This window comes from Tissierella sp. P1 (assembly GCF_002266425.1).
Classification (GTDB): domain Bacteria; phylum Bacillota; class Clostridia; order Tissierellales; family Tissierellaceae; genus Tissierella; species Tissierella carlieri.
This window is the reverse complement of sequence record NZ_NPMN01000016.1, coordinates 1-23,275: the sequence shown is the minus strand read 5'-3', so window position 1 is coordinate 23,275 and position 23,275 is coordinate 1. Positions and strand designations below refer to the sequence as shown.

Here is a 23,275-nt window from a genome sequence, read left to right as displayed (position 1 = left end):
TATTTACTTCCGAATTAAAGCTACACCCTAATCTTAACACACTCTAAGATAGATTGCAACTACATTTTATATCTTTTTTAACAAATCTAGAGCTTAATTTGTCTTAATACCATAATAAATTTTCAAACTATTTTGGTATTCTCAAATTGGAAAAATCAACTATTTCCCTCATATATTCCTCATCCATTAATGGTGAAGATAGTATATAATCTGCAGACGACCTATTGGTTGCTATAGGTATATCATATAAAACAGCAATTCGAAGTAAGGCTTTCACATCTGGATCATGAGGCTGAGCTTCCAAGGGATCCCAGAAAAAAATTACCATATCAATTTTCCCCTCAACAATACGAGCTCCTATTTGCTGATCTCCACCCAACGGACCAGATTTAAAAGCTTTCACTGGTAAATCTGTACTATCTGATATTCGCCTGGAAGTAGTTCCTGTACCACATAAAAAGTGTTTTGATAAAATCTCTCTATTTTCTTTTACCCAATCTATCAGATCATCTTTCTTATTATCATGAGCAATAAGAGCTATATTTTTTTGCTTTTCCATTCTTATTTTCATCATTAGCACCCCTCAAACTTAATACATTTAATATTAAATTTTTATTTTAAATATAGTATACCTATTTTATCATTAATTTGGGCAAAATTATATAGAGTAATTCACTTAGTTTTGACTAAAATATAACAAAACTTTATTTTACTATTCTTTAGTGTTATTATAATGATGTGAATATCTCTTACATCGTTATTCAAATTTAATAAAATTCAATAAACAAAGGAGCGTTTTAAATGAACTCTATGATTCAAAAGTATGTAACACAAGAATTTATGACCGAAGCAGAAGGTAACTATATTGAAGAAGCTATTGCTAAAAAAGAATCTGTTATTGTATCTGGACATAGATCAGCAGGTATAAGACCATTGATGGCTACTCTAATGGCAGTAGCAAAAGGTAGTTTTACATCAGTTCAAGTAAAAGGGTTTGAAGATTTAAATAGTGATGTTGAATATTTTCTTATTCCGGGCCTAGATAATTTGGATTTTGAAAAATTAATTGGTGAAGCCATGGCAAAACCAAACACATCATTTGTAACTCTAAAAGAACCTGAACATCCTTATTCAATTCTAAAATTATTAAAAGATGTTTATAAACTAACAGGAGATACTTCTAAAATATATCATCTTGTAGAATGTGCCAAGATTGATAATGTACCAAAATTAACTAAAATCACAAAAATGAACTTAGATGAAAAAGGGAAGATAATAAAAGTAGATTTTGAAGGATAATAAATAAGTTAGGTGATATCACCTAACTTATTTATTTATATTTTTCCACTTAGTTACACCCATGGAATGGTTGTCTTTATTATCCTTATCTAAAATATTATGGAAGTATTTATGTAAATCATCTGATTTATTTATTTCATTACTTCCAGATAATATGGTATTACCATAGGTAGTTTCTTTTTTATACAAAATTTCAAATTCATCTAGCATATAGTTTTCATAAATATATTCAGGGATAGTTTCCAGCATCCAAGAAAGATATTTAGTATTATTTACATGATTATTGTAATCAATATCTGATCTTCTCACATGAAAATCAATGTATTCTTCTATTTTTATCTCTTTTTTGAAATCATAAAAATCATCAAAGGTTTTCTCTTCTATGGGATTGATTGCTTCAATAAATTCAACTGGTACTCTAATAGGTCTCTTTTTTTCCATATTTAAAAATATCCAAACCGTAGATGCCCTTCCTATTTCTATAGCTTTTTCATCGTATATAATAAATTCTCTAGTAGCATAAAATTTATCGACCCTAGAAGTCCAAGTCTCAATTGTTATATTTTCTTTCACATTTGGATATCTGTGGATTTTAACCTTCCATCTATTTAGCATCCAGCCATAGTTTAGAGCTTGTAGCTTATCAACACCAAATCCAATATGATCTGTATGAGCCCCCGATGTCTCACCCAAATATGTAAGTATTGCTATAGGCGTAGCTCGTCTGTATTTATCTGCATCATAATATGGTATCTGAAACATTTTTCTATATTTAGACATTAATCTATCACTCCTTTAAATATACCAATAATTATATTATATATCATAACTCTTATGTATAAAATAGAATGTCAAATTTCATGTTTTGTAAGAAGTACTTCTATCAAATCACTAATATATTAATAAAGCCTTTCTTAGAGCATATTCAAAGCTAAGTTTAAATTAGGAGAAATGTAATTAAAAAGTAGAAATTTCCTATTCCTTATAAAAAACAGCCTATAAAAGGCCATTTTTATGTTACATTTCTAATCCATTTTTTAGATTTAACTCTTGGTAAACCTATAACAGCCTTAACTATTTCTTCAAAGGAAACTAATATAAAAACAATATAAACAGGTAACTTTAATAATAAAACTCCAATAAATGCTAAAGGAACTCCTATTAACCATACAGCTCCCATTTCAAGATACATAGAAAAACTAGTATCCCCTCCACCTCTGAGGACTCCTACAATCAATGTAGAATTAAATGTTCTTATAAAATAAAATATTCCTGCAACCATTAATAATTTTCTAGATAAATTGTACACATCTAATTCCAAATTTCTAAATAATTTTAAAGTTAAGTCAGGTGTTAAACCTAAAATCACCCCTAAGGCCAATCCTGCTATAGTTGACATAGTTAAAAATTGAATTGCATAATTATATGCCTCTTCTTCATCTCCAGCACCAATTTTATTACCAACCATAACAGTACAAGCATTAGCTAATCCTCTTACCATTACAAAAAAAATATTTTGAATAGTACTTGCAACTTGCACTGCAGCAGTTGCTTCTGCTCCCATTCTAGCATAAGCTGCAGAATACATAACTTGTCCCAATGCCCAAAATGTTTCATTAATTATCACAGGGTAAGTAGTCTTTAGATATCTGTTAACAAATTCTTTTGTCCAATCTGTTAATTCCCTTAGAGTAGCAGCTAGAGGTTTTATACCTGTATATACAAAATAAAGAATAAAACTAATTTCAACGATTCTCGCAATTAATGTTCCATAAGCCGCTCCTTTTACTCCCAATTCCGGAAAACCAAAATGTCCAAAAATAAGTAAATAATTAAATATTGTATTAGTTATAAATGATATAGCTGAAACAATCATAGGCATTTTAGGCTGTCCAATACTTCTAGATGCTATACTGAAAGCAAAGCTTATACCAGTAATTATATATGACAAAGAAACTATTCGTAAATAATCACTTCCTAGCCTAACTACTATTTCTTCCTTAATAAAAAATCTCATAACTATCTCTGGACAGAAGAAAGCCACCATGGTAAAAATTAATCCAGATAAGGCACTTAGACTCACTGCTAACCCTAATACTCTTTTAATATTTTCTGTATCATTTTTACCCCAAAATTGAGATATAAATATTGAAGAACCACTATTAATTCCAAAAATAATTAAAGAGTAAAAAAAGAATAGTTGATTTGCTAAACCTACTGCTGCTATACTTGATTTACCTAATTCAGATATCATTAAAGTATCCACCATATTTAGCGAAGAAGTTATCAAATTTTGTAATGCGATTGGAATTGCTATTACCAGCATATCCTTTAAGAATTTCTTATCCTTCCAAAATTGCTTCATTTATGACCTCCGATAATATAATGTTAAATAAATGTATTATATTTAGATAATACCATTATTTCATTATACAATATTTATTCTAAATTGAATATACTTAATTCCGCCAAATGAATACTAATAAATAATGGTACTCAACTTAATGAGTACCATTATTTATTATCTCCTACCATATCTTGTATGATCATTTCCTAAATAATTTACATTTGCATAAATTTTTACCATATTACTATTATCCTCATGCTCAATTTGAATATCAGTAGGTCTTCCATCATCTCCTCTTCTTTCAAAGTGATGATTTATAATCTCTAAGGCTATTTTTTCACTATACTGTCCATTATATACCTTATTATAATCATCTGCTGGCATTTCTAATACAGATCTATGAACTCCATCTTTAACAATCCTTTTTTCGATAATATTATTAAATAACATTTTTATAACCTCCATTGTCGTTATTTTAGAAGCTAAATTAAAACTCCTTTATAATATCTTTTCTATAAAGGAGTTTTTTATGTTACTTTTTATATATAAAAAATTGTTTATTGATTTAAATCTGTCCCATAAACATTTGTACCATAAATGATACTACTACAACAAGAAGAGAAATAATAAAGCCATGTAACATTGGTAAAAACCCAGATTTTGATACTTCTTTAAAGTTCGTTTTTAATCCAATTGCTCCTAAAGACATGACCATAAAAAATTTGCTTACAGTAGAGATTTTAGTACTAGCTGAAGCAGAGATAATCCCTAGACTTTTTACGCCAACCATAACCAAAAATATCACAATAAACCATGGAAATATCTTTTTTAGGTCAATTTTCTCTTTTTTCGTGCTACTTATATTATACTTAGAGTTTAATCTCTCGTTAATAAATGAGAATACTAATACTGCGGGTACTATAGATAATGTTCTTGTAAGTTTAACTATTAATGAAAAGTTTCCAGCTGCATCTGAAAATGCATATCCTGCTGCTACAACAGATGATGTATCATTTACAGCAGTTCCTGTCCACAATCCATACCCTAAATTACTCATTCCAAAATACCTTCCTGCTATTGGAAATAATACCACCATAACTATATCAAATATAAAGGTAGCAGAAATTGCATAGGCGATATCATTTACCTCTGCATCTATAGTGGGTGCAATTGCTGCAACTGCAGAACCTCCACATATTCCAGTACCTGCTGAAATAAGCCCAGAAAGCTTCCAATTCATGTTAAATAATTTCCCCAAATAATATCCACCTGCAAATGCAGCAAATAACGTAAATGTCATAACAATTAGCGAATACTTTCCAACTTCAAATACTTGAGAAAAACTTAGAGTTGCGCCCATTAAAATAATAGCTAATCTTAACACCTTTTTAGAAACAAAACTCATTCCATCATTTAAAATATTATAATTTGATATAATCGGATTAATTGCCATGCCTAAAAGTAAAGAAAAAACCCCTGCACTAATGAGTTTTCCTGGGATAAGATCACTAATGAACATTGATACATAAGCTAGAATAACTGTTAATAAAATTCCTGCTGAATACTTTTTGATAAACTTCATATCATTTACCTCCCTTTATTTTATACTATTGATTCTATTGCTACATTAGTATAAAATCAAATTATGATTTATTATATATCAATAAGTTAAGTTTATATATGGAGGATATAATGATTGATTTTAGATTAAAGACTTTCCTAACATTATGCAAAGTATTAAATTATACTAAAACTGCTGAGATTTTGCATATCACGCAACCAGCTGTATCACAACATATTAAATACTTGGAGGATAATTATAATGTAAAGTTATTCCACTACGCTGGCAAAAGTCTAGAATTAACGGAAGCTGGAAAAATACTCTATAATTTTACTCTTGCAATGCAAGCAAGTTCTGATAGACTTAGGCTTATGTTGACCACTCCTAAAATTAATAATTATCCTATAACTTTTGGTTCAACTTTAACTATTGGTGAATATACAATGTCTAATTTACTTATAAAATTAATATCTGATTTTCCACATATCAACGTTACAATGGAAGTTGGCAACACGAAAATTCTGCTAGAAAAATTACGAGATGGAAAAATCGATTTTGCTATATTAGAAGGTCATTTTGATAAGTCGGAATATAATTCAATGTTTTTTTCTACTGAACCTTTTATAGGAGTATGTTCTCCTAATCATCCTTTTGCAAGCAAAAATATTTCCTTTCAAGATATTTTTGAGGAGCGGTTAATCCTTAGAGAGAAAGGTTCTGGAACAAGAGATATTTTTGAACAGATTTTATATGAACATAATATTACAATGAAAAATTTCAAAAAAATAACTCAAATCGGAAATATGAGCATGATAAAAGAATTAGTAATAGAAAATTTAGGAATTACATTTTTATATAAGGAAGCCGTTAAAAGAGAGCTTAGTGATGGCAGTCTTATAAAAATAGATTTAAAAGACTTTGATGTGGAAAGAGAGTTTAATTTTGTATTTTTAAAAGATAGTCTACATCATAAAGAATATCTTGATTGGTTTAACTATTTTATTTCAATTAGATAAATATAAAAGCTAGAACAAGAGGATCTTTTATTCTAGCTTTTTATATATACCTAATCTAAATTAATTACCTAAAAATCTATCTAACAAACCCAGAGAACTTAGTAATACTATAAATATGGCGACTGGTGCTACATACTTGATGAGTATAGTCCAGAATTTTTCAAGCTTAAAGCTTACTCCTGGGCTCTTCTTCACCTCAGCAATAGCCTCATCTACACCCCAAATATATCCTATGAATATTGCCATTAAAAATCCACCTACAGGCATTAATATATTAGATGTAAAGAAGTCTAAAGTATCAAAAACTCCTTTATTGAATAATGGAATATGAAAATCAGCCATAGGCCCCATGGATAAAGAAGCAAATATGCCAATTATAAACATAAGAGATGCAAATATGGTTACAGCCTTATTCCTAGACCATTTACGCTGATCAATTCCATATGATACAGCTACTTCTAGCAGTGAAATAGAAGACGTAAGAGCTGCAAAGAAGACTAATACAAAGAAAATCACCCCAAATACGGTTCCTAAAGGCATAGCTTCAAATACTGCCGGCAATGTTACAAACATAAGTCCAGGACCTTGACCTGGTTCAAATCCAAAAGCAAACACTGCTGGAAGAACAGCAAAACCTGCTAATAGTGCTACTGCCGTATCAAGTCCAGGTATTATTAAAGCATTTTTCTCTAAATTTTCATCACCTTTTAGATAACTACCATAGGTAATCAGCGCGCCCATACCTAATGATAATGAGAAGAATACCTGCCCTAAAGCATCAACTAAAACCCTTGCATTAAATTTGCTAAAATCAGGCTTTAAATAATAAGAAAGTCCTGCTGAGGCTCCATCAAGAGTTATAGATCTTACAGCTACTATAATAAGCATAACAAATAATGCTGGCATCATCACTTTACTTGCCTTTTCGATTCCCGCGGATATACCTTTAAAAACTATGGCTACAGTTAGTAACATAAATATTCCATGATATATTAGAGGCTCTACAGATGCTCCAGTGAATCCAGTAAAATATGTAGCCTTATCTGATGCTATACTTCCTAATAAAGTTGCAACAATATATTTAATAACCCAACCACCAACTACACTATAATAAGACAAAATTAAAAATGCAGTTAAAATTCCGATGAAACCTAGAAAACCCCAGTTTTTATTTAGCTTTTTGTATGCTCCATAAGGGTCAAGGTTTGTTTTTCTTCCTATGATCATTTCTCCTAGCATCATAGTAAATCCTACTAATACAACTATCAGTAGATATACCACGACAAACACGGCACCACCATTTTTACCTGCTAAATATGGAAACTTCCATAAATTGCCTAGTCCTACTGCTGAACCTGCTGCCGCCATAATAAAACCAAAACTTGATCCCCACGATCCTCTTTCTTCTTGGCTTTTAACCTTGTTGTCCATAATATCCCTCCTTTAATATTTTTTTATATTATATTTATGAGTTTAAATGATTATACTACATTTAAGCATTAAAGTAAACGAATATTTAGACTATTCTGTAAGTTTATTTTTTATCAAAGTTTAACTCCAAAATATAAATTCTAAAGCCCTTAATGGTATAATTATTATCTTTCCATTAAGGGCTAATCTTTTCTGTTGTTTTTATTCTATAGATTTTATAATATTTTCCAATATTGGATTAAAAATTTTATCTATAATTTTATCTGAATCTTCGTAGCTATTATTAGAAATATTGCTTATTTCCTTGACCATAGGAATCTCTCCCAGAAGCTTTAGATTCATATCTTCTAAAAATTCATTTATATTTTCTGTATCATATATTTTTATCTTTTCATTACAATTTGGACATAAGACATAACTCATATTTTGTATAACACCTATTATGCTTATATTCATTTTCCTAGCCATATTTACTGCCTTTGCTACTATCATTGAAACCATATCTTGGGGTATTGATACCATTATCAGTCCATTAATTGGTATTGAATCCATTACAGTCAATGCTACATCTCCTGTTCCTGGTGGCATATCAATAATAAGATAATCTAATTCCTCCCATAATACATCTGTCCAAAACTGTCTAACAGTCGTTGAAATAATCGGTCCTCTCCATATAACAGGTTGATTTTCATCTTCCATCAGTAAATTAAAGGACATAACTTTAATCCCATCCTCAGTCTCTACTGGATAAAGAAAATTCTCCGTAGATTCTACCTCTGCATCTTTAATATCAAGTAATCTTGGAATACTTGGCCCTGTAATATCAGCATCAAGGATTCCTACCTTGTACCCTTTTTTCCTCAATTCCTTAGCTATTAAAACAGATACAGTAGATTTTCCCACTCCACCTTTTCCACTCATTACACCTATTACTTTATTTATCTTATTTAATGGATTGTTCTCTATCATACAGCCATCCTTAGGTTTTGAACAGGAACTTTTGGATGGACAATTGTTGCAATTTGCCATAATAGTCTCCTTTCTCAGTTAATTTATTTATTATATCCTAGTAAACATTTCTAATCCACAGATTTTAATGATTCTACCATCTCTACATTCTTAAGTTTATAATACATTGCAAGATTTACAAGAATTGCAAAAATTAAGGTTAATAGTATTGAGAAAATATAGCTTTTTAATTCTAATTTTAATCCAAACATTATATTTTCCATTTCAACTGTTGTCATTATAAACTTATGCAAAAATATTCCCATAACGAGACCTGCTAAAGCTCCAATAATAGTCAATATTGTGTTTTCTCTATAGATATATACTGATACCTCATTATCATAAAATCCTAAAACCTTTATAGTTGCAATTTCTCTTATTCTTTCAGATATATTGACATTAGTTAAATTATATAAAACTACAAAAGCTAAAGCTCCAGCGGAAATAATCATAACTAAAACTACATAGTTTAAACTTTTAATAGTATCTTCAAAATTTTCCTTAATTGAAGTATTAAAACTAACACTAGAAATGCCTTCTTTTTTTATCAATTCTCTTGATAATTTATCTTCAAATTCTTTAGAAGTATCAGATAGAATTCCAATAGCTTCATTGAATTTTACTTCTTTTTGAAATATTTCATCATAATAATTGGGAGATAAATATACATAATTAAATGTATAGTTTTCTGTAATCCCAGTTATTCTTACTTTAGCCTTATCATCTTCATTGTTAATTAGGGTTATTTCATCTCCTATATCTACATTTAGGCTTTTACTCACCTGCTCGGTAATTACCACTCCCTTTTCTTCTATGTCAATTTCCTTTTCATCCTTACGTCTTTGCAAATGAATAAAATTATCTATATTTGTTATATCCTTTGGGATAATTATTGATATATCTTTTTTTAAGCTACCTGAATCTAGAGCTCCACTTTCCTTTGAAATAAGTTCATAAGACTTTATCTTATCATTATTCTCTAGATGTTTTATCCCCTCAGTTTCTAATCCTACAGTCATATCATAGGTAAATAACACTCCATATTGCCTATCTACTACAGTTTTAATAGAATCTCTTATTCCAAATGCTGTAAGCATTAAAGCAGTACAACCTGCTATTCCAAATACAGTCATAAAAAATCGTCTTTTATATCGAAATATATTTCTAATAGTTACTTTATAACTAAAGTTAAATCTGTTCCAAATGAAAGGTATATTTTCAAGGAGTATTCTTTTCCCTAACTTCGGAGCCTTTGGCCTCATTAGAGATGCTGGATTTTCTCTTAACTCATTATTACAAGCAAGAAATGCAGTAGTAGTAGTCAATCCTATAGCCCCTAAAGATATAAAAGTGGCTAAACTTACATTAAATCTAAGAGTTATAGATGGTAATATATACATTATTCCATAGGCATTGAAAATAACAGTTGGAAATAATGTATATCCTATTCCAATTCCTATTATACATCCTAATATTGTTGCGGCTAAAGCATAAAAGATGTATTTAAAGGCTATATCCCATCTCCCATAACCTAAAGCCTTTAAAGTTCCTATATTTATCCTTTGCTCATCTACCATCCTCGTCATAGTAGTCAAACATACTAATGCCGCAACCAAAGCAAAGAAAACTGGAAATACTTTAGATATGGCATCAATACGATCCGCAGCCCCACCATAATCTACATATGAATAATGAGATTTTCTATTTAATACATACCATTTCCCCTTTTCAATTTTCTTTATCTCTTTTTCTCCATCCTCAATTTTTTCCCATGCCTTTCTTAATTCTTCGTCTACTTTTTCCTTTGAATCATTATATTCTTTTTCTCCCTTTGCCAAATCTATTTTTCCTTTATCTAATTTTTCTTTAGCCTTTTTAATCTCTAAAAGCCCTTCTTTTTCACCTTTTATAAGATTTAACTTTTCATTCTCTAATTTTCCCCTTGAAGAAGCTAATAAATTTTTACTTTGATTAAGTTCTTCCTCACCTTTTATAAGTTCCTTTTTATTTTTAGCCAAATCTTTCTTTCCATTATCTACAGCTTCTTTCGTCTTAGCTAAAATCCCCAATGTAGTTTGTAAATCTATGTTTAGTTTTTCCTTTTCTTCCTTTGGCAATAAAGGATTTTTTAGAGCATCATTAATTTGTGCTATCTTTCCTTCTAATAGAGTTATACTTTCCTCTCCTTTTTTTATTTCTTCTTCAGCTTTTTTGAAACCTTCTTCAGCTAATGATTTTTTTTCATTAAAAGCTTCGAGCCCTTTTCTGTACTCCTCTTCCCCTATTAATAATTCCTTTTCTGCTAATTCAATCTTTTCTTTACCTTCTTTAATAGATAAATTAAACTTCCTTTCATTATCTTTAAGTTCTTTTTCACCATTACCTATGTCTTTTTTAGCATTCTCTATTTCCTCTAAAGCTTCCATTAATTTTTCTTTCAGCTTTAGCTTTTTCATCAAAGTATTCTTTTTTACCTTCTGTTATCTTGTCTTCTGCCTCTGATAAAATTTCTCTATATCTTATTTGTTCTCTATCTTTGGCTAGTTCCTTTACCTTATCTGTAATTGGATTGATTACATCAAAATATTCATCTTTATATGAATTCAGTTCCCTGGCACCTTCCACAGTAATATATATATCTGTATATATATCTAATATAAAGTTTTCTTGAGGAATCATAATGAAATCTCTTACTTGCCCATTCCCAATATTACTGCTGCCTTTTTCGAAGGATAAATAGTATGGAGTCTGAACAGCACCTACTACTATAAATTCAGTATTTTTTAGACTATCAGATAAAGGTTCTTCTTTTCCAGAAAATAGTTTGATTTTAGAGCCTATAGGTACTCTCAAGAAATTCTCTTTCCCTGCTTCAATTACACATTCATTAGATTTCTCCGGCAACCTTCCCTTTACTAATTTCACACCATTTATCTGTTGTTCCGATGAAAATCCATGTACTCTGAGTACAACTTCTTTCTCCTTATATTCTGCCAATGCATCAATAGTGTAGGTTCCAAAGCTTTCTTTTACACCTTTAATTTTACTTATTTCACTTAGATCATCTTTAGTTAAACCTAAAGTTGACACTACTCTTATATCCATTAAATTGTACTCATCATAATATTTATCAGCTGTATATTCCATATCTTCTGGAGCAATTTTAACGCCTGAAAAAAATGCCACTCCCAAAGCTATAATTGCTACAATAGATATAAATCTACCTAATGACTTTTTGATATCCCTTAAAACATCTTTTGTTAGTGCAGTTTTTTTCACTACCATTCAATCCTTTCTACTGAAATAGGATTGCTATTTATGGTTTGACTTTCTATCATACCATTTTTAACTCTTATAACTTTATCTCCCATTGGAGTTATAGCTAAGTTATGAGTTATCACGACTACGGTCATCCCTCTCTCTCTACAAGTATCTTGTAGAAGTTTTAATATAGACTTTCCTGTATTATAGTCTAATGCTCCCGTTGGTTCATCACATAAAAGTAGCTTCGGGTTTTTAGCCAATGCCCGTGCAATAGCCACTCTCTGCTGTTCACCTCCTGATAACTGGGCAGGAAAGTTTTTCTTCCTGTCATTTAATCCTACTGCATCTAATACTTCTTCTGTATTTAAAGGATTATTACATATTTGAGTTGCAAGTTCTACATTTTCAATAGCTGTTAAATTTTGAACTAGATTATAAAACTGAAATACAAAACCTATATCATGTCTTCTATAGGTTATAAGTTCCTTATTTGAAAAAGAACTTATTTCTCTTTTATCTACTACGACCTTTCCAGATGTTGCTGTATCCATACCTCCCAATATATTTAGTATTGTGCTTTTTCCTGCCCCACTAGCTCCTGCTATAACAACAAACTCCCCTTTGTCAATGGAAAAATTTGCTCCAGATAGAGCTTCTATTTTCACTTCTCCCATTTGATATAATTTTCTTACATTTTGAAATTCAATATATTTTTCCATCTTTGTCTACTCCTTAACTAATGATGTATATTTTTTATTTTTAAAATACTAGATTTAATAATAAAGATATTTATAATATAGAGTTTATCATATTTTACTAATATGTTAACCATAATTTGCAAAAGAAAAAGCGATTAATTTAAATAATCGCTTTTTTCATCTTATTATTTTAAATCATATTAGCATAGATAGAAACTGCATCTCTTAAAAATTCCGCTAGCCCTGGCTGCTCCTTATCATAATATTCTTTAAATCTTTCATCCTCAACATACATTTGAGCAAGATTAGCATGTGCTTCTTTAGTATAAGAATCCCAGAAATAACTTAGCCACTGACGATGTAAATCTACTGCTTTTTGTGCTAGTTCTCCTCCTGGATTCTTAGTATCATATGCTAATTTTAATGTCTCTATCACATTAGAACCAAGTTTCTGTAACTCTTTATATTGTTCTTCAGTCATGTTTCTTAGCATTTTATTTGATTTATCTACTTGCTCATCTCCATATTTCTCTCTAGCTTCTTTTCCAAACCTCTCTTCATTATCACTAATCATTTTTTGTTTAAAACCTTCAAACTTTTCTTTATCACTCATTTTAATTCTCCCTTCTTTTAATGCTATAGTCTTCTCTACATTAGCTATTAACAAATCTATTTGATTTCTTTTTTGAAGGAGTTTTTCACGATGTTGTATAAGTGCAGAGGATTCGTCAAAAGAAACTGATGTCACTATCTTTTTTATACTCTCTAAATCCATATCTAATTCTCTATAGAATAATATCTGTTGTAATCTATCAACTTCTTTATTACTATATATTCGATATCCTGATGAATTAATTCTTGCCGGCTTAAGAATTCCTATCTCATCATAATATCTAAGTGTTCTACTGCTAATTCCTGCTAGATTAGCCAACCTTTGCACTGTATATTCCATTTCATTCACCTCCTTACAAGTTTACTATACACCTTTACGTTACGTCAATGTCAATAGTTATCCTTTATTTCTGTAATATATAATCTCAATAAAGTTAATAATATTAAATAACCTAAAACTAAATCTTGATATCTTAGAAAGGGATGTGAATTATGGATACTAATGAATATTTAGTATGTACCGAATGTAAAGGAGTCTATTTTGAAATTAAGAGGGAAGCTACTTATTTATATACATACAAATTAGAAACACCTTTGACAAAGAATTTAAGTGATAAAGATGAAGCATTACCCTTTTTATTTGATAATAGAGAATTATTAAATAGTAATGAATATATTGAATGCAGAAATTGTGGTGCAATATATCCCTATGACTTACATAGTAATAATAACATTCATTTTACAATTGTTCAAAAGGCAGCGCGATCTGACATTATTGAGGAGCCCGAATTTCTTGGTTAAATATATTAAAGCTAGTTAGGAAAATATAAGATTTCCTAACTAGCTTTAATATTTAATTTAAATTATCGTGTCTAAATAATCCTGAGGTTTTATTAACATCCATAACAAACATTATGCCCTTACCTGGTTCATCAAGATGCATAGCTTCTTTTATAGACTTTATTATATTATCTGATTTTTCTCTTTCAACTATTGTCATAACTATTTCTTTCTCCGGTTCAATATTCATGGAAAAGAACATAATATTTTCATGTATGCCTGAACCTCTCGCATTAATAATAGTTGCCCCTCTGGCTCCTGCTAAAGTAGCAGCATCTACAACTTCTTCTCCAAGTCCTCTCTCTACTATAGTAAAAATCACTTCATATTCCATATCATCTTTTCCTCCTATTCTCAGGTCCATATCAGACTTGCCATAACTTTTTACACCTAAAACCTTCTTTACAGGTAAAGAGAAGATTATTCCATGATTAGGTTTATTTAAATGAAATTTTTCAGTTAAGACTTCATGAATCTGATCCTCAAGTTTATCTTCTGAAACCATTAACACTATTTCTTTCTTTACTTCGTCAAGTCCCAATATTTCTAAAATATGATTTTTAACTGTTCCTCTTCCTAGAAAAATAGTCCCTCCTGCTACACCAATTTTTTTTGCTTCCTTTAGAATTTTACTTCCATTGCCTAAGTTTACTATAACAACAGATAAAACTAATTCTTTATTAATCATATCTAGTTCCAATTTAGTTCAACTCCTTTTTTCCAGCCTTGCGTTCATATATTAGACCTAATATTTGTATAGCAATTAAAGGCGTCAATGCTACCATGGCAATTACACCAAAGGCATCCATTAATACATCCGCACCCTCTATTGCTTCTGCTACACCTTGAGCAAATGCCAATATAAAAGTAGCGGTCATTGGACCAGAAGCTACTCCACCTGAGTCAAAGGCAATACCTACAAATAGTTTAGGTGTAAAATAAGACAATGCTATTGCTAATAGATATCCTGGCACAAGAAAATGCCATAATTTAATACTGGGGATTAATATCCTTATCATAGAAAGTGATACCGCAATTGCAACTCCTATTGATAATGTATATAAGATTACTTTCTTTTTAATATGCCCACTTGTAACTTCTTCAATCTGTTCATTTAATACATATACTGCTGGTTCTGCAAATATTACTGCAAATCCGAGAACAAAGCCTATTGCTATAACAATCCAGTCCTTATCAAGAGATGCAGCAGCATGCCCTATAGCAGATCCTGCCTCCATAAATCCTGCATTTACTCCAGTTAAGAATAATACAAAGCCTATAAAAGTATAAAGCAAACCTTTTAAAATCTTATAAAGTTGTTTTTTAGATAGTTTAAAAAATATAATTTGAAATATAAAAAATAAGAATAATAATGGAATCATCGCCATTATAACTTCCATTGATATCACTGGTATTTCATGTATGAAGGAAGCTAATATACCATTTGTATTAACAGAATGATAAGGTAAACTTCCTGTTAGAGATTTTATGCCTGAGAACAGGCTCATTATGAGGACTGCATCATAGGACCAGCAGATGCTATACCAACTAATCCAAAGCTTGATTCTTCAGATGCTTTTCCCCCCTGAGTGGAAGATACACCTAAACCTAGTGCCAAAATGAATGGTACTGTCATTGAGCCTGTTGTGGCTCCACCTGAATCAAACGCTATTCCTAGAAATTCTTTAGGTGATAAGATTACTAGAAAAAATATTATACTATATAATAGTGTTAAAAGTTTGTGTAATGGAATATTAAATACAATCCTTGATAATCCAACAGCAACTAATACACCTACTCCTATTGAAACTACAATTACAATACTTGTCTGTGATAATACTCCAGAAGTCACGTCACTTACTTGTCTTGCCAGTACTAACAAATCAGGTTCTGCAACATTTATAAAAAATCCAAGAATGAATCCAAATATTATAATTAGCCATATATTTTTAGTCCTTGTTAGAGATGAACCCATTAAAGTACCTATAGATTGTATTCCTAGTTCAGCACCAAACAAAAATATTGCTAAACCAAATATAATAAATATTGCTCCAACTATAAACTTCCACATTAAATTTGCTCCTATTGGAGCTATGGTGAAGTTCAAAATCAGCACCAGAATAGTAATTGGTAACACAGCTAATGTAACCTCTTTCAATTTTTGAGTCAACATGTTCAAATAGTATCAGCATCCTTTCTGTATATAATATATATTTTTTAGTTCATATATATTATAGTATATAATTTATTTCTATGTAAACCTTTTCTTTCGTTTCTCTAAGATTTTTTTAATAAAAGGATTGCCAAAAATAGTATTTTAATTGAAACAATAGGGACATTAATCACTAATGACCCCATTGTTATTCCATATATAGTTTTATTTTTAATTTTACCACTCATTAATTTAATTTTTCTATTTTTCTGGATTTAGACTTAAATAATATTCCAATCCATTTACTATAGAATCTACTACCTTATCTTGATAAGAATCATTTAACAAAAGTTTCTCTTCATTTTCATTGGATAAAAAACCATATTCAACTATTATAGCCGGCATTTTAGTCTGATTTAAAACTATTAAATCTTCTCTACCTATAATACCTTTGTCAGTAGCTCCAGTACCTTTTACTAATTCATCTAACATAATCTGTGCCAGCACATCATTATTGGAATCATTAATTAGTGCTTTTTCTATTTGGGTAATATAATACTTGAATCCCGTTTATACTATTATTATTTTCTATAGCATTGCCATGAATACTAACAAATATCCTAGCCTTTTTCTCATTTGCCATATCTGCTCTATAATTGTTATCTACGAATTCATCCGTCTCCCTAGTTAAAATAACTTTATAATCCATAGACATAAGTTTTTCATATAATTTTTTAGCTATTTCTAAATTTATATCTTTTTCATAATGGTTGTTAACACTAATAGTGCCAGAATCTTTTCCTCCATGTCCAGGATCTATAACTATTACTTTTTTTGATGAAATAAAATCTCCTTTTAGAAAAGAAAATCTTTGAAATATATTGAAAAAGATAAGTATTAATATTATTATCAAAAAAATTGCTCTAATTCTTCTAAATATCATCTGTCTTTCCTCCAAGAATATTGCTAATATTTTATTTAAATAGACAAGACTCTTCAGCAATATCAAACTGATAGCTAGTTAATCTTTGCTTGTCCAAAAGTCAACTAATTTTTTAGAAGGAATGGCAGATATTATTGTTTTATCTCCCATTCCTTCATTATTATAATAATATATTACTACTTTTAGTTTATTACTTAGATTGTATCATGTTTTCAAAGGTCTTTATACTTTCAAATAAATTCTTATTTTCTTTTATCTTCTGTTCTCCTCCTACAACAGATATATAATTTTGTTTTAATATTTTTTCTATCATATCGGCAAAACCTCTTATATCTTCATCTGTAGTATTTATTATTTCTTCATACATTCTCCTTATATCATTTTTGGTAACTCCAGAAAAATATAGTTCATCCTCAAGAACAACTTCTAGACTAGGAGTTAACTTTCCAAAAGGATTCATCTCACTTTGAACATTTGTTATAGTCCCGATTATATGATTTATCATTTCTTGCTCTGTCGCTTTAAAATTTCTTATAAAATCTGCTACCCCATCAAATACTTCCATTGTCTCTTTTATATTAGGATCTTGAGTTGAATAAAATATAACTTTACCATCTTCACTTATTTTAACTCCAGTTCCATAAGCTCCTCTTTTGACTCTTATTTCATTCCATAGATATTCACTACTTATGATTTTCTCAAGAACTTTCATTTTAGGACTATATTTATATCCTTCTTCTATAAAATTCCCACCCTTAAATACATATTGAAGATTAATAGGCATTATTATACCCTCATTCTTATTATTAGAAAGAAATTCATATTTTGCTATAGGATATTTTGAACCATCCATACTGTCTATTAAATTAGGGATATTTTCAACAAGACTATTATATCCTTTTGCATCTCCCAAAAAGCTTATTACCATAGTATCTTGATTAAATATATGTTTTTTTAATTCTAAAAGATTTTCTTGAGTCTCATCCCATCTCTCATCAAAATTTTTATCAAGATCATATATAAATTTATAATAATCAAGACTTACTATCTTTGAAACATATCTGTCATTTTCGGTTAAATAACTATTCATTTTATCCCAGCTGATATATTCCATATAAGAGTAATCTTTATAATCCATATCTAAATTCAATTTCTCTTCGCGAATAATATTTTTTATACGATCTTTATCATTAAAATTAATGGAACTCATTATTTCTCCAAATGATTTTAATGAATTTGAAATATTTTCATTAGAAAGCTTGACTAAAGAAGCTTGCATATTTAAACCAATTTTAGAGTTATTAGGTATACTGTAAAATCTTGGTACAAAGAATCTTACTATATCATTATCCATATCATTAAGAATTGAAGATAAAAGATTAATATAGGATAACTTATCCTGTGGTATAGACTTTGTGTCAAAATAAAAAGTTATATATGATGCTTCATCTAAAGGAACAGGATGATATAAAACTTTTACTTTGTCTATTTCTTTTACTTCTGTGGGAAAATCACTAACTTTTATATCTATATCTTCCTTAGATAAATATGGTAATTCAGATAAATCTTCCTGTGAGTCTGGAGTATCTGCCCACTGTCTTAACTCTTTAGTTTGATTTACAAGACTATTTATTTCTGCATCAGATAAATTTGACTTATATTTAGCTAGTTTTTCTTTAAGTTCCATAGTATTTTTATCTTCAAGGCCTTTAACAGGTTTTAATATTACAGTAGATGAATGATTATTTTCAAGAAGATAATCTACAATAAGTTTTTCTAGATAACCACTTTTTATCTTTTGCTTAACTTTATCAAAAACATCCTTGTTTTCTAGGAATTTAGGTGATTTTTCTCCATAAACCCATGATTCCGTCATTCTCATACTGAAATAAAAGGGATCAACATTTGGGTTAGATATTATTCTTCTTTCAATGAAATCCAGCACTTTATTTATATCTTCTTCTTTAAATCCTTCCCGCGTTATCTTTAACAGAGTGTCATCTATTATCTTTTTAATTTTATCTTTATTTTCTTCTTCTGTATCACTGATATAAATTCCATAAGTTGGCTGGATGCCATTAGCTCTAAAATCAGAGAATACCATGTCACTAAGAGAACTGTCTTCAAGAGCTTTTCTTAAAGGAGAAAATTTATCTCCCATTAAAAGCTCATTTAAAATTTGAAAACCTATCACTGTTTCTTTATCTGAGAAATTACTTACTACATAATTATAAGATATATTTGTCTTATTTTTAGAATCAGATTCTTTTGGAATACTATATTCTACTGCAAATGTTTTAGGGAGTTCAAATGGTTTTTGATAAGATATAGAAATATCTATCTTTTCTTTATCAAATTTACTTAGATAATTATCATTTATAAGCTTTAATATCCTATCTGTATCAATATTTCCATATAAGAAAATAAGGGAGTTTGATGGTTTATAATACTCTTTATATGTCTGTATAAATTTCTCTCTTGTTAAAGAGGGTATTTCTTCGGGAAATCCACCTGATTCCCATTTGTATGAAGTATCTGGAAATAAGGATTCTTTTATGGCTTTCATTAATAAAATTCCTGGATCAGAGTACATATTTTTCATTTCATTATATGCAATTCCATTAATTCTAAAGTCTGATTCTTTAGAATCCAATTCATAACTCCATCCTTCTGACTTAAATATATTGGGTTCTTCTAGCATATTAGGATAAAAAATCCCATCTAAAAAAACATTAATCAAATTCTCAAGGTCTTTCTGGTTAGTACTATCGGCTGTATAGGATGTATAATCTTGAGAAGTAGATGCAGTTATAAGTTTACCCATAGATCTATTAAGCATTTGAACAATAGGCTGTTTAACAGGATAATTTTTAGATCCGCATAAGACACTATGTTCTATAATATGGTTTACTCCTGTATTATCAGTGGGAGGAGTTTTAAAATTAATGGAAAAGAATTTTTGATCATCATTGTTTTTCATATGAATTAACTGAGCACCTGATTTTATATGTTCATATGTAATTATGGTAGATTTTATATCATCAACCTTCTTTGACGATATGATTTTAAACCCGTGACTAATATTCTCTTTTTCAGCGATAACTGAAGAAGAAAGAAAATATGAAAAAATAATACTAAATATTAAAGTTAAAGAAATTAACTTTGGCTTTCTGAGCATATAAAATTCCTCCTATTTAATAAATTTAAATTATCTAATCTGTTGAAATCAAAAAGTTTCAAACTAGATAATAATACTTTATCAAGTTTGAAACCTACATTTATTAATATAATATTTAGAAAACCTTAAATTTTTCTTACATTTCATATTTAACTTTATTTTCAATTGGTAGAAATACAGTAAACTCTGTATATTCCTCACAACTTTCAACTTTAATTTGCCCCCCATGAAGTTCTACAATTTCTTTTGCTATGGCAAGTCCAAGACCTGCACCACCTGTTCTAGATGTTCTCGCAGTATCAAGGCGATAAAACTTTTCAAAAATCCCATCCAATTTATGTGAAGGAATTGGTTTTCCATTATTCTTTATTTTAATATTTACTCCTTCTATAATTTCTTCCACAATTATCTTGATTTCACTGGATATAAAACTATAACTAATTGCATTTTTAAGTAGATTATCAAATACCCTAGCAAGTTTGTCACTATCACCAACAATGGAAATATTATCTATTAAGTTTAATTTCACATGAAGTTCTTTCTCACTCATTAAAGGGTACATTTCATCAACTAATTGCTCCATCATTCTTGCAAGATTTACATTAGTTTTTTCCAAAATTATATTCTGCATATTAAATCTCGTGATTTCAAAAAATTCATTAATCAAATCCTCTAAACGGTCTGCTTTTTCAAGAGCTATAGATAAATATTTCATTCTTAACTCCTCAGAGATTTGTTTCTCATCATGGAGTAGATTTAAATAACCAATAACCGATGTAAGCGGAGTTTTCAAATCATGTGCTAAATATACTACAAGATCATTTTTTCTCTGCTCCGCCTCTTTTGCTTCAGCTTCTCGCTGTTTCAATGTTAATTTTATTTGATTTAATTTATCCTCCATTGGTTTAAGTTCATTTGGAAGAAGAATTATACTTTCATCCTCATCGATAATTCGATCTACTGCATCTGCTATTTGATTTAAATATCTGGTCACTTTAGAAAGTGTATAATAAAAGAAAATTATAATTAACATTATAAATCCTACAGTTAATAAGGTTTTTTTATTATTCCTAAAAACCTGCCGATATATATTATATGCATCAGCATTACTAAATCCCAAAATTTCACATGTTCTAATAACAAATCTTGCAAATGGATCTTGTAGAATACCATCAATAAAAACCTTTAATATAATAAACCCTAAAATTGCTGCTATTCCTAAATTTACAAACATTCGGAATAAAATTTTCATCTTTAATTCTTGATAGTTATTTTTCAATTTTATATCCAACTCCCCATACTGTTTTTATAAATTTAGGATTTTAAATGGTTCATTCATTTTTTCACGGAGTCTACGTATATGAACCATTACAGTATTGTTATTATCAAGGTATTTCTCACCCCATACCTTTTCAAAAATTTCTTCAGAACTTATGACCCTGCCTCTATTTTCGCAAAGTAGCCATAAGATAGAGAATTCAATAGGAGTAAGATTAAGAGGCTTTTCGAATAAAGTACATTCATGAGTTTTTCTATTGATAACAAGTCCTGAAAAATCAATTATATTATCTGATTGCTTATCATTTCCGCTATATTTCGTATAACGTCTAATCTGAGCCTTAACTCTTGCTATAAGCTCTAATGGGTTAAATGGTTTTGTGATATAATCATCAGCACCAATAGTTAAACCTGTTATTTTATCCATATCTTCCACCTTTGCGGTCAGCATAATCACTGGAAAAGTGTGCTTTTCTCTTATAATTTTGCAAATAGTAAATCCATCTATGTCTGGCATCATAACGTCAAGTATAGCAAGATCAAGGGGTACACTTTCTATACACTTTAAAGCATCTCCTGCATCATAAAATTTATGTACACTGTAGTTTTCATTTTTCAAATACAGCTCTACTAAGTCCGCAATTTCCTTTTCATCATCTACAACCAATATATTCATATTTTACTCCTTTCATAGTTAATAATTTTATTTTAAACCTATTTTTATTTATATATGTAAATATATAATAACATATATTTATTTAACTAAATGGATTAAATAATAAATATAGGTAATTAGTGACATTTAAGTAATGGATTATATTTCTTTCATTAAGGTATATATAAATAAAGCTAACTAAAAATAAAATATAAGGAAAGATTCATATGATAAAAGATAATATAAGTTTAAAACAAAAAATAATTGGTAAAGTTGCAGAGTTTATGGTAAGCAGTATAACTTCTTCCCCTCCCATAGCGAAGATAAACAAAACTTTAAAGGATTCAAAAGTAGCCTTTATAACTACTGCAGGTGTTCATCTCAAAAAAGATAAACCATTTAATACCAATGGAGATCATACCTTTAGATTAATTCCTAGAGATGTTGATTCTAATGATTTGACAATTACCCATGATCACTATGATAAAAAAGAAGCTTTAAAAGATATTAATTGTGTATTTCCTTTAGAAATTCTTAGGAATCTAAGGAATGAAAGATATATTAAGGATGTAGCTCCTCGTCATTTTGGATTTATGGGTTATATTCCTAAAGTTGACCTGTTAATCAATGAATCTGCTCCTAAAATAGCTGATATATTAGTAGGAGATAATGTAGATATAGTATTATTATCTCCTGGATGATATATATGTCATCAATCTGTAGGATTGATTCAGCGGGAGATAGAATCTCGTGGTATAAGGACAGCATCAATTATGCATTTACCTAAGGTTGCAGAAAAAGTTAGACCTCCAAGAATGATGCATATACCATTTCCACTTGGCAGAACTTTCGGCAGGGCCTTTGATACCCAATTACAGACAAGAATTGTAAAGGATTTACTCGATTTCGCCATATATGGCGGACCTGAAGAATTAATTAGATTAGATTATAAATGGAGATAATAAAAAACAAAGCAACAAGTTTTTTAACTTG

At 29.4% G+C, this 23,275-nt stretch carries 22 protein-coding genes and 1 pseudogene; 4 read left to right on the top strand and 19 right to left on the bottom strand.

Annotated features, from left to right (window positions below; all coding sequences use genetic code 11):
* Positions 1-127: 127 nt before the first annotated feature.
* Positions 128-571 (bottom strand): methylglyoxal synthase, encoded by a 444-nt coding sequence (locus CIW83_RS12320; RefSeq protein ID WP_235601313.1) that lies wholly within the window; start codon positions 569-571, stop codon positions 128-130.
* A gap of 230 nt (positions 572-801) precedes the next feature.
* Here CIW83_RS12320 and CIW83_RS12315 point away from each other — a divergent pair, with 230 nt between their 5' ends.
* A complete protein-coding gene (locus CIW83_RS12315; RefSeq protein WP_094901596.1) occupies positions 802-1,299 on the top strand; it encodes a hypothetical protein in 498 nt (165 codons plus the stop codon).
* 27 nt (positions 1,300-1,326) lie between these two features.
* On the opposite strand, the gene CIW83_RS12310 is transcribed toward CIW83_RS12315, so the two are convergent.
* The 4 genes from CIW83_RS12310 to CIW83_RS12295 form a co-directional block, all read right to left on the bottom strand.
* Positions 1,327-2,079 (bottom strand): acyl-[acyl-carrier-protein] thioesterase, encoded by a 753-nt coding sequence (locus tag CIW83_RS12310; RefSeq protein WP_094901594.1) that lies wholly within the window; start codon positions 2,077-2,079, stop codon positions 1,327-1,329.
* A gap of 232 nt (positions 2,080-2,311) precedes the next feature.
* Complete coding sequence (locus CIW83_RS12305) at positions 2,312-3,664, bottom strand: MATE family efflux transporter (RefSeq protein WP_094901592.1); 1,353 nt, start codon at positions 3,662-3,664, stop codon at positions 2,312-2,314.
* Positions 3,665-3,820: 156 nt separating this feature from the next.
* The gene (locus tag CIW83_RS12300; RefSeq protein WP_094901590.1) at positions 3,821-4,096 is read right to left on the bottom strand and encodes a hypothetical protein; all 276 of its coding nucleotides are present in this window, start codon (positions 4,094-4,096) and stop codon (positions 3,821-3,823) included.
* Positions 4,097-4,211: 115 nt separating this feature from the next.
* Positions 4,212-5,228, bottom strand: coding sequence for a YeiH family protein (locus tag CIW83_RS12295; protein ID WP_094901588.1), 1,017 nt, complete (start codon positions 5,226-5,228; stop codon positions 4,212-4,214).
* Positions 5,229-5,338: 110 nt separating this feature from the next.
* Here CIW83_RS12295 and CIW83_RS12290 point away from each other — a divergent pair, with 110 nt between their 5' ends.
* On the top strand, positions 5,339-6,223 hold the full coding sequence (locus tag CIW83_RS12290; protein WP_094901586.1) for a LysR family transcriptional regulator: 885 nt from the start codon (positions 5,339-5,341) through the stop codon (positions 6,221-6,223).
* 60 nt (positions 6,224-6,283) lie between these two features.
* Here the strand turns inward: CIW83_RS12290 and CIW83_RS12285 are convergent, their stop codons facing one another.
* The 6 genes from CIW83_RS12285 to CIW83_RS12265 form a co-directional block, all read right to left on the bottom strand.
* Entirely contained in the window at positions 6,284-7,654 is a 1,371-nt protein-coding gene (locus CIW83_RS12285; RefSeq protein WP_094901584.1) for a sodium-dependent transporter, read from the bottom strand.
* Positions 7,655-7,855: 201 nt separating this feature from the next.
* On the bottom strand, positions 7,856-8,623 hold the full coding sequence (locus CIW83_RS12280; RefSeq protein ID WP_235601312.1) for an Mrp/NBP35 family ATP-binding protein: 768 nt from the start codon (positions 8,621-8,623) through the stop codon (positions 7,856-7,858).
* 110 nt (positions 8,624-8,733) lie between these two features.
* Positions 8,734-11,118, bottom strand: a complete 2,385-nt coding sequence (locus tag CIW83_RS12275; protein ID WP_201259853.1) for an ABC transporter permease — start codon at positions 11,116-11,118, stop codon at positions 8,734-8,736.
* Positions 11,057-11,941, bottom strand: coding sequence for an ABC transporter permease (locus tag CIW83_RS23020; RefSeq protein ID WP_201259852.1), 885 nt, complete (start codon positions 11,939-11,941; stop codon positions 11,057-11,059). The genes CIW83_RS12275 and CIW83_RS23020 overlap by 62 nt, the downstream gene beginning before the upstream one ends.
* Positions 11,941-12,645 (bottom strand): ABC transporter ATP-binding protein, encoded by a 705-nt coding sequence (locus CIW83_RS12270; protein ID WP_094901580.1) that lies wholly within the window; start codon positions 12,643-12,645, stop codon positions 11,941-11,943. The genes CIW83_RS23020 and CIW83_RS12270 overlap by 1 nt, the downstream gene beginning before the upstream one ends.
* A 169-nt stretch (positions 12,646-12,814) precedes the next feature.
* Positions 12,815-13,576: a MerR family transcriptional regulator gene (locus CIW83_RS12265; protein WP_094901578.1), complete on the bottom strand. Its 762-nt coding sequence runs from the start codon at positions 13,574-13,576 to the stop codon at positions 12,815-12,817.
* Positions 13,577-13,728: 152 nt separating this feature from the next.
* On the opposite strand from CIW83_RS12265, the gene CIW83_RS12260 reads away from it, so the two are divergent.
* Positions 13,729-14,037: a hypothetical protein gene (locus CIW83_RS12260; RefSeq protein WP_094901576.1), complete on the top strand. Its 309-nt coding sequence runs from the start codon at positions 13,729-13,731 to the stop codon at positions 14,035-14,037.
* Positions 14,038-14,089: 52 nt separating this feature from the next.
* Here the strand turns inward: CIW83_RS12260 and CIW83_RS12255 are convergent, their stop codons facing one another.
* From CIW83_RS12255 to vanR, 8 genes and pseudogenes are all read right to left on the bottom strand, one after another.
* A complete protein-coding gene (locus CIW83_RS12255; RefSeq protein WP_235601311.1) occupies positions 14,090-14,776 on the bottom strand; it encodes a P-II family nitrogen regulator in 687 nt (228 codons plus the stop codon).
* Between the two features lies 1 nt (position 14,777).
* Positions 14,778-15,584, bottom strand: coding sequence for a DUF1538 domain-containing protein (locus CIW83_RS23740; protein ID WP_235601310.1), 807 nt, complete (start codon positions 15,582-15,584; stop codon positions 14,778-14,780).
* Positions 15,584-16,249: a DUF1538 domain-containing protein gene (locus CIW83_RS23735; RefSeq protein WP_235601323.1), complete on the bottom strand. Its 666-nt coding sequence runs from the start codon at positions 16,247-16,249 to the stop codon at positions 15,584-15,586. The genes CIW83_RS23740 and CIW83_RS23735 overlap by 1 nt, the downstream gene beginning before the upstream one ends.
* A 240-nt stretch (positions 16,250-16,489) precedes the next feature.
* Positions 16,490-16,756: an N-acetylmuramoyl-L-alanine amidase gene (locus tag CIW83_RS24405; protein ID WP_255374409.1), complete on the bottom strand. Its 267-nt coding sequence runs from the start codon at positions 16,754-16,756 to the stop codon at positions 16,490-16,492.
* On the bottom strand, positions 16,752-17,171 hold the full coding sequence (locus tag CIW83_RS24400) for an N-acetylmuramoyl-L-alanine amidase (protein ID WP_094901572.1): 420 nt from the start codon (positions 17,169-17,171) through the stop codon (positions 16,752-16,754). Before CIW83_RS24400 ends, CIW83_RS24405 begins: the two co-directional genes overlap by 5 nt.
* 190 nt (positions 17,172-17,361) lie before the next feature.
* Positions 17,362-20,349: an insulinase family protein gene (locus CIW83_RS12235; RefSeq protein WP_094901570.1), complete on the bottom strand. Its 2,988-nt coding sequence runs from the start codon at positions 20,347-20,349 to the stop codon at positions 17,362-17,364.
* A 136-nt stretch (positions 20,350-20,485) separates the two neighbouring features.
* Positions 20,486-21,628 carry a cell wall metabolism sensor histidine kinase WalK gene (locus tag CIW83_RS12230; RefSeq protein WP_094901568.1) on the bottom strand — a complete coding sequence of 381 codons (1,143 nt, stop codon included), beginning with the start codon at positions 21,626-21,628 and terminating at the stop codon, positions 20,486-20,488.
* Positions 21,618-22,303: pseudogene (vanR, locus tag CIW83_RS12225) on the bottom strand (VanR-ABDEGLN family response regulator transcription factor). The gene CIW83_RS12230 and the pseudogene vanR overlap by 11 nt, the downstream one beginning before the upstream one ends.
* Positions 22,304-22,509: 206 nt before the next feature.
* Between vanR and CIW83_RS24900 the strand changes: the two are divergent.
* The gene (locus CIW83_RS24900; RefSeq protein ID WP_339785766.1) at positions 22,510-23,244 is read left to right on the top strand and encodes a glycine/sarcosine/betaine reductase selenoprotein B family protein; all 735 of its coding nucleotides are present in this window, start codon (positions 22,510-22,512) and stop codon (positions 23,242-23,244) included.
* Positions 23,245-23,275 lie beyond the last annotated feature (31 nt).

Coding starts and splice junctions, on each gene's coding strand:
- CIW83_RS12320 (WP_235601313.1), bottom strand. CDS start 571: ATGAAAATAAGAATGGAAAAGCAAAAAAATATAGCTCTTATTGCTCAT.
- CIW83_RS12315 (WP_094901596.1), top strand. CDS start 802: ATGAACTCTATGATTCAAAAGTATGTAACACAAGAATTTATGACCGAA.
- CIW83_RS12310 (WP_094901594.1), bottom strand. CDS start 2,079: ATGTCTAAATATAGAAAAATGTTTCAGATACCATATTATGATGCAGAT.
- CIW83_RS12305 (WP_094901592.1), bottom strand. CDS start 3,664: ATGAAGCAATTTTGGAAGGATAAGAAATTCTTAAAGGATATGCTGGTA.
- CIW83_RS12300 (WP_094901590.1), bottom strand. CDS start 4,096: ATGTTATTTAATAATATTATCGAAAAAAGGATTGTTAAAGATGGAGTT.
- CIW83_RS12295 (WP_094901588.1), bottom strand. CDS start 5,228: ATGAAGTTTATCAAAAAGTATTCAGCAGGAATTTTATTAACAGTTATT.
- CIW83_RS12290 (WP_094901586.1), top strand. CDS start 5,339: ATGATTGATTTTAGATTAAAGACTTTCCTAACATTATGCAAAGTATTA.
- CIW83_RS12285 (WP_094901584.1), bottom strand. CDS start 7,654: ATGGACAACAAGGTTAAAAGCCAAGAAGAAAGAGGATCGTGGGGATCA.
- CIW83_RS12280 (WP_235601312.1), bottom strand. CDS start 8,623: ATGATAGAGAACAATCCATTAAATAAGATAAATAAAGTAATAGGTGTA.
- CIW83_RS12275 (WP_201259853.1), bottom strand. CDS start 11,118: ATGAAAAAGCTAAAGCTGAAAGAAAAATTAATGGAAGCTTTAGAGGAA.
- CIW83_RS12270 (WP_094901580.1), bottom strand. CDS start 12,645: ATGGAAAAATATATTGAATTTCAAAATGTAAGAAAATTATATCAAATG.
- CIW83_RS12265 (WP_094901578.1), bottom strand. CDS start 13,576: ATGGAATATACAGTGCAAAGGTTGGCTAATCTAGCAGGAATTAGCAGT.
- CIW83_RS12260 (WP_094901576.1), top strand. CDS start 13,729: ATGGATACTAATGAATATTTAGTATGTACCGAATGTAAAGGAGTCTAT.
- CIW83_RS23740 (WP_235601310.1), bottom strand. CDS start 15,584: ATGAGCCTGTTCTCAGGCATAAAATCTCTAACAGGAAGTTTACCTTAT.
- CIW83_RS23735 (WP_235601323.1), bottom strand. CDS start 16,249: ATGTTGACTCAAAAATTGAAAGAGGTTACATTAGCTGTGTTACCAATT.
- CIW83_RS24400 (WP_094901572.1), bottom strand. CDS start 17,171: ATGATATTTAGAAGAATTAGAGCAATTTTTTTGATAATAATATTAATA.
- CIW83_RS12235 (WP_094901570.1), bottom strand. CDS start 20,349: ATGCTCAGAAAGCCAAAGTTAATTTCTTTAACTTTAATATTTAGTATT.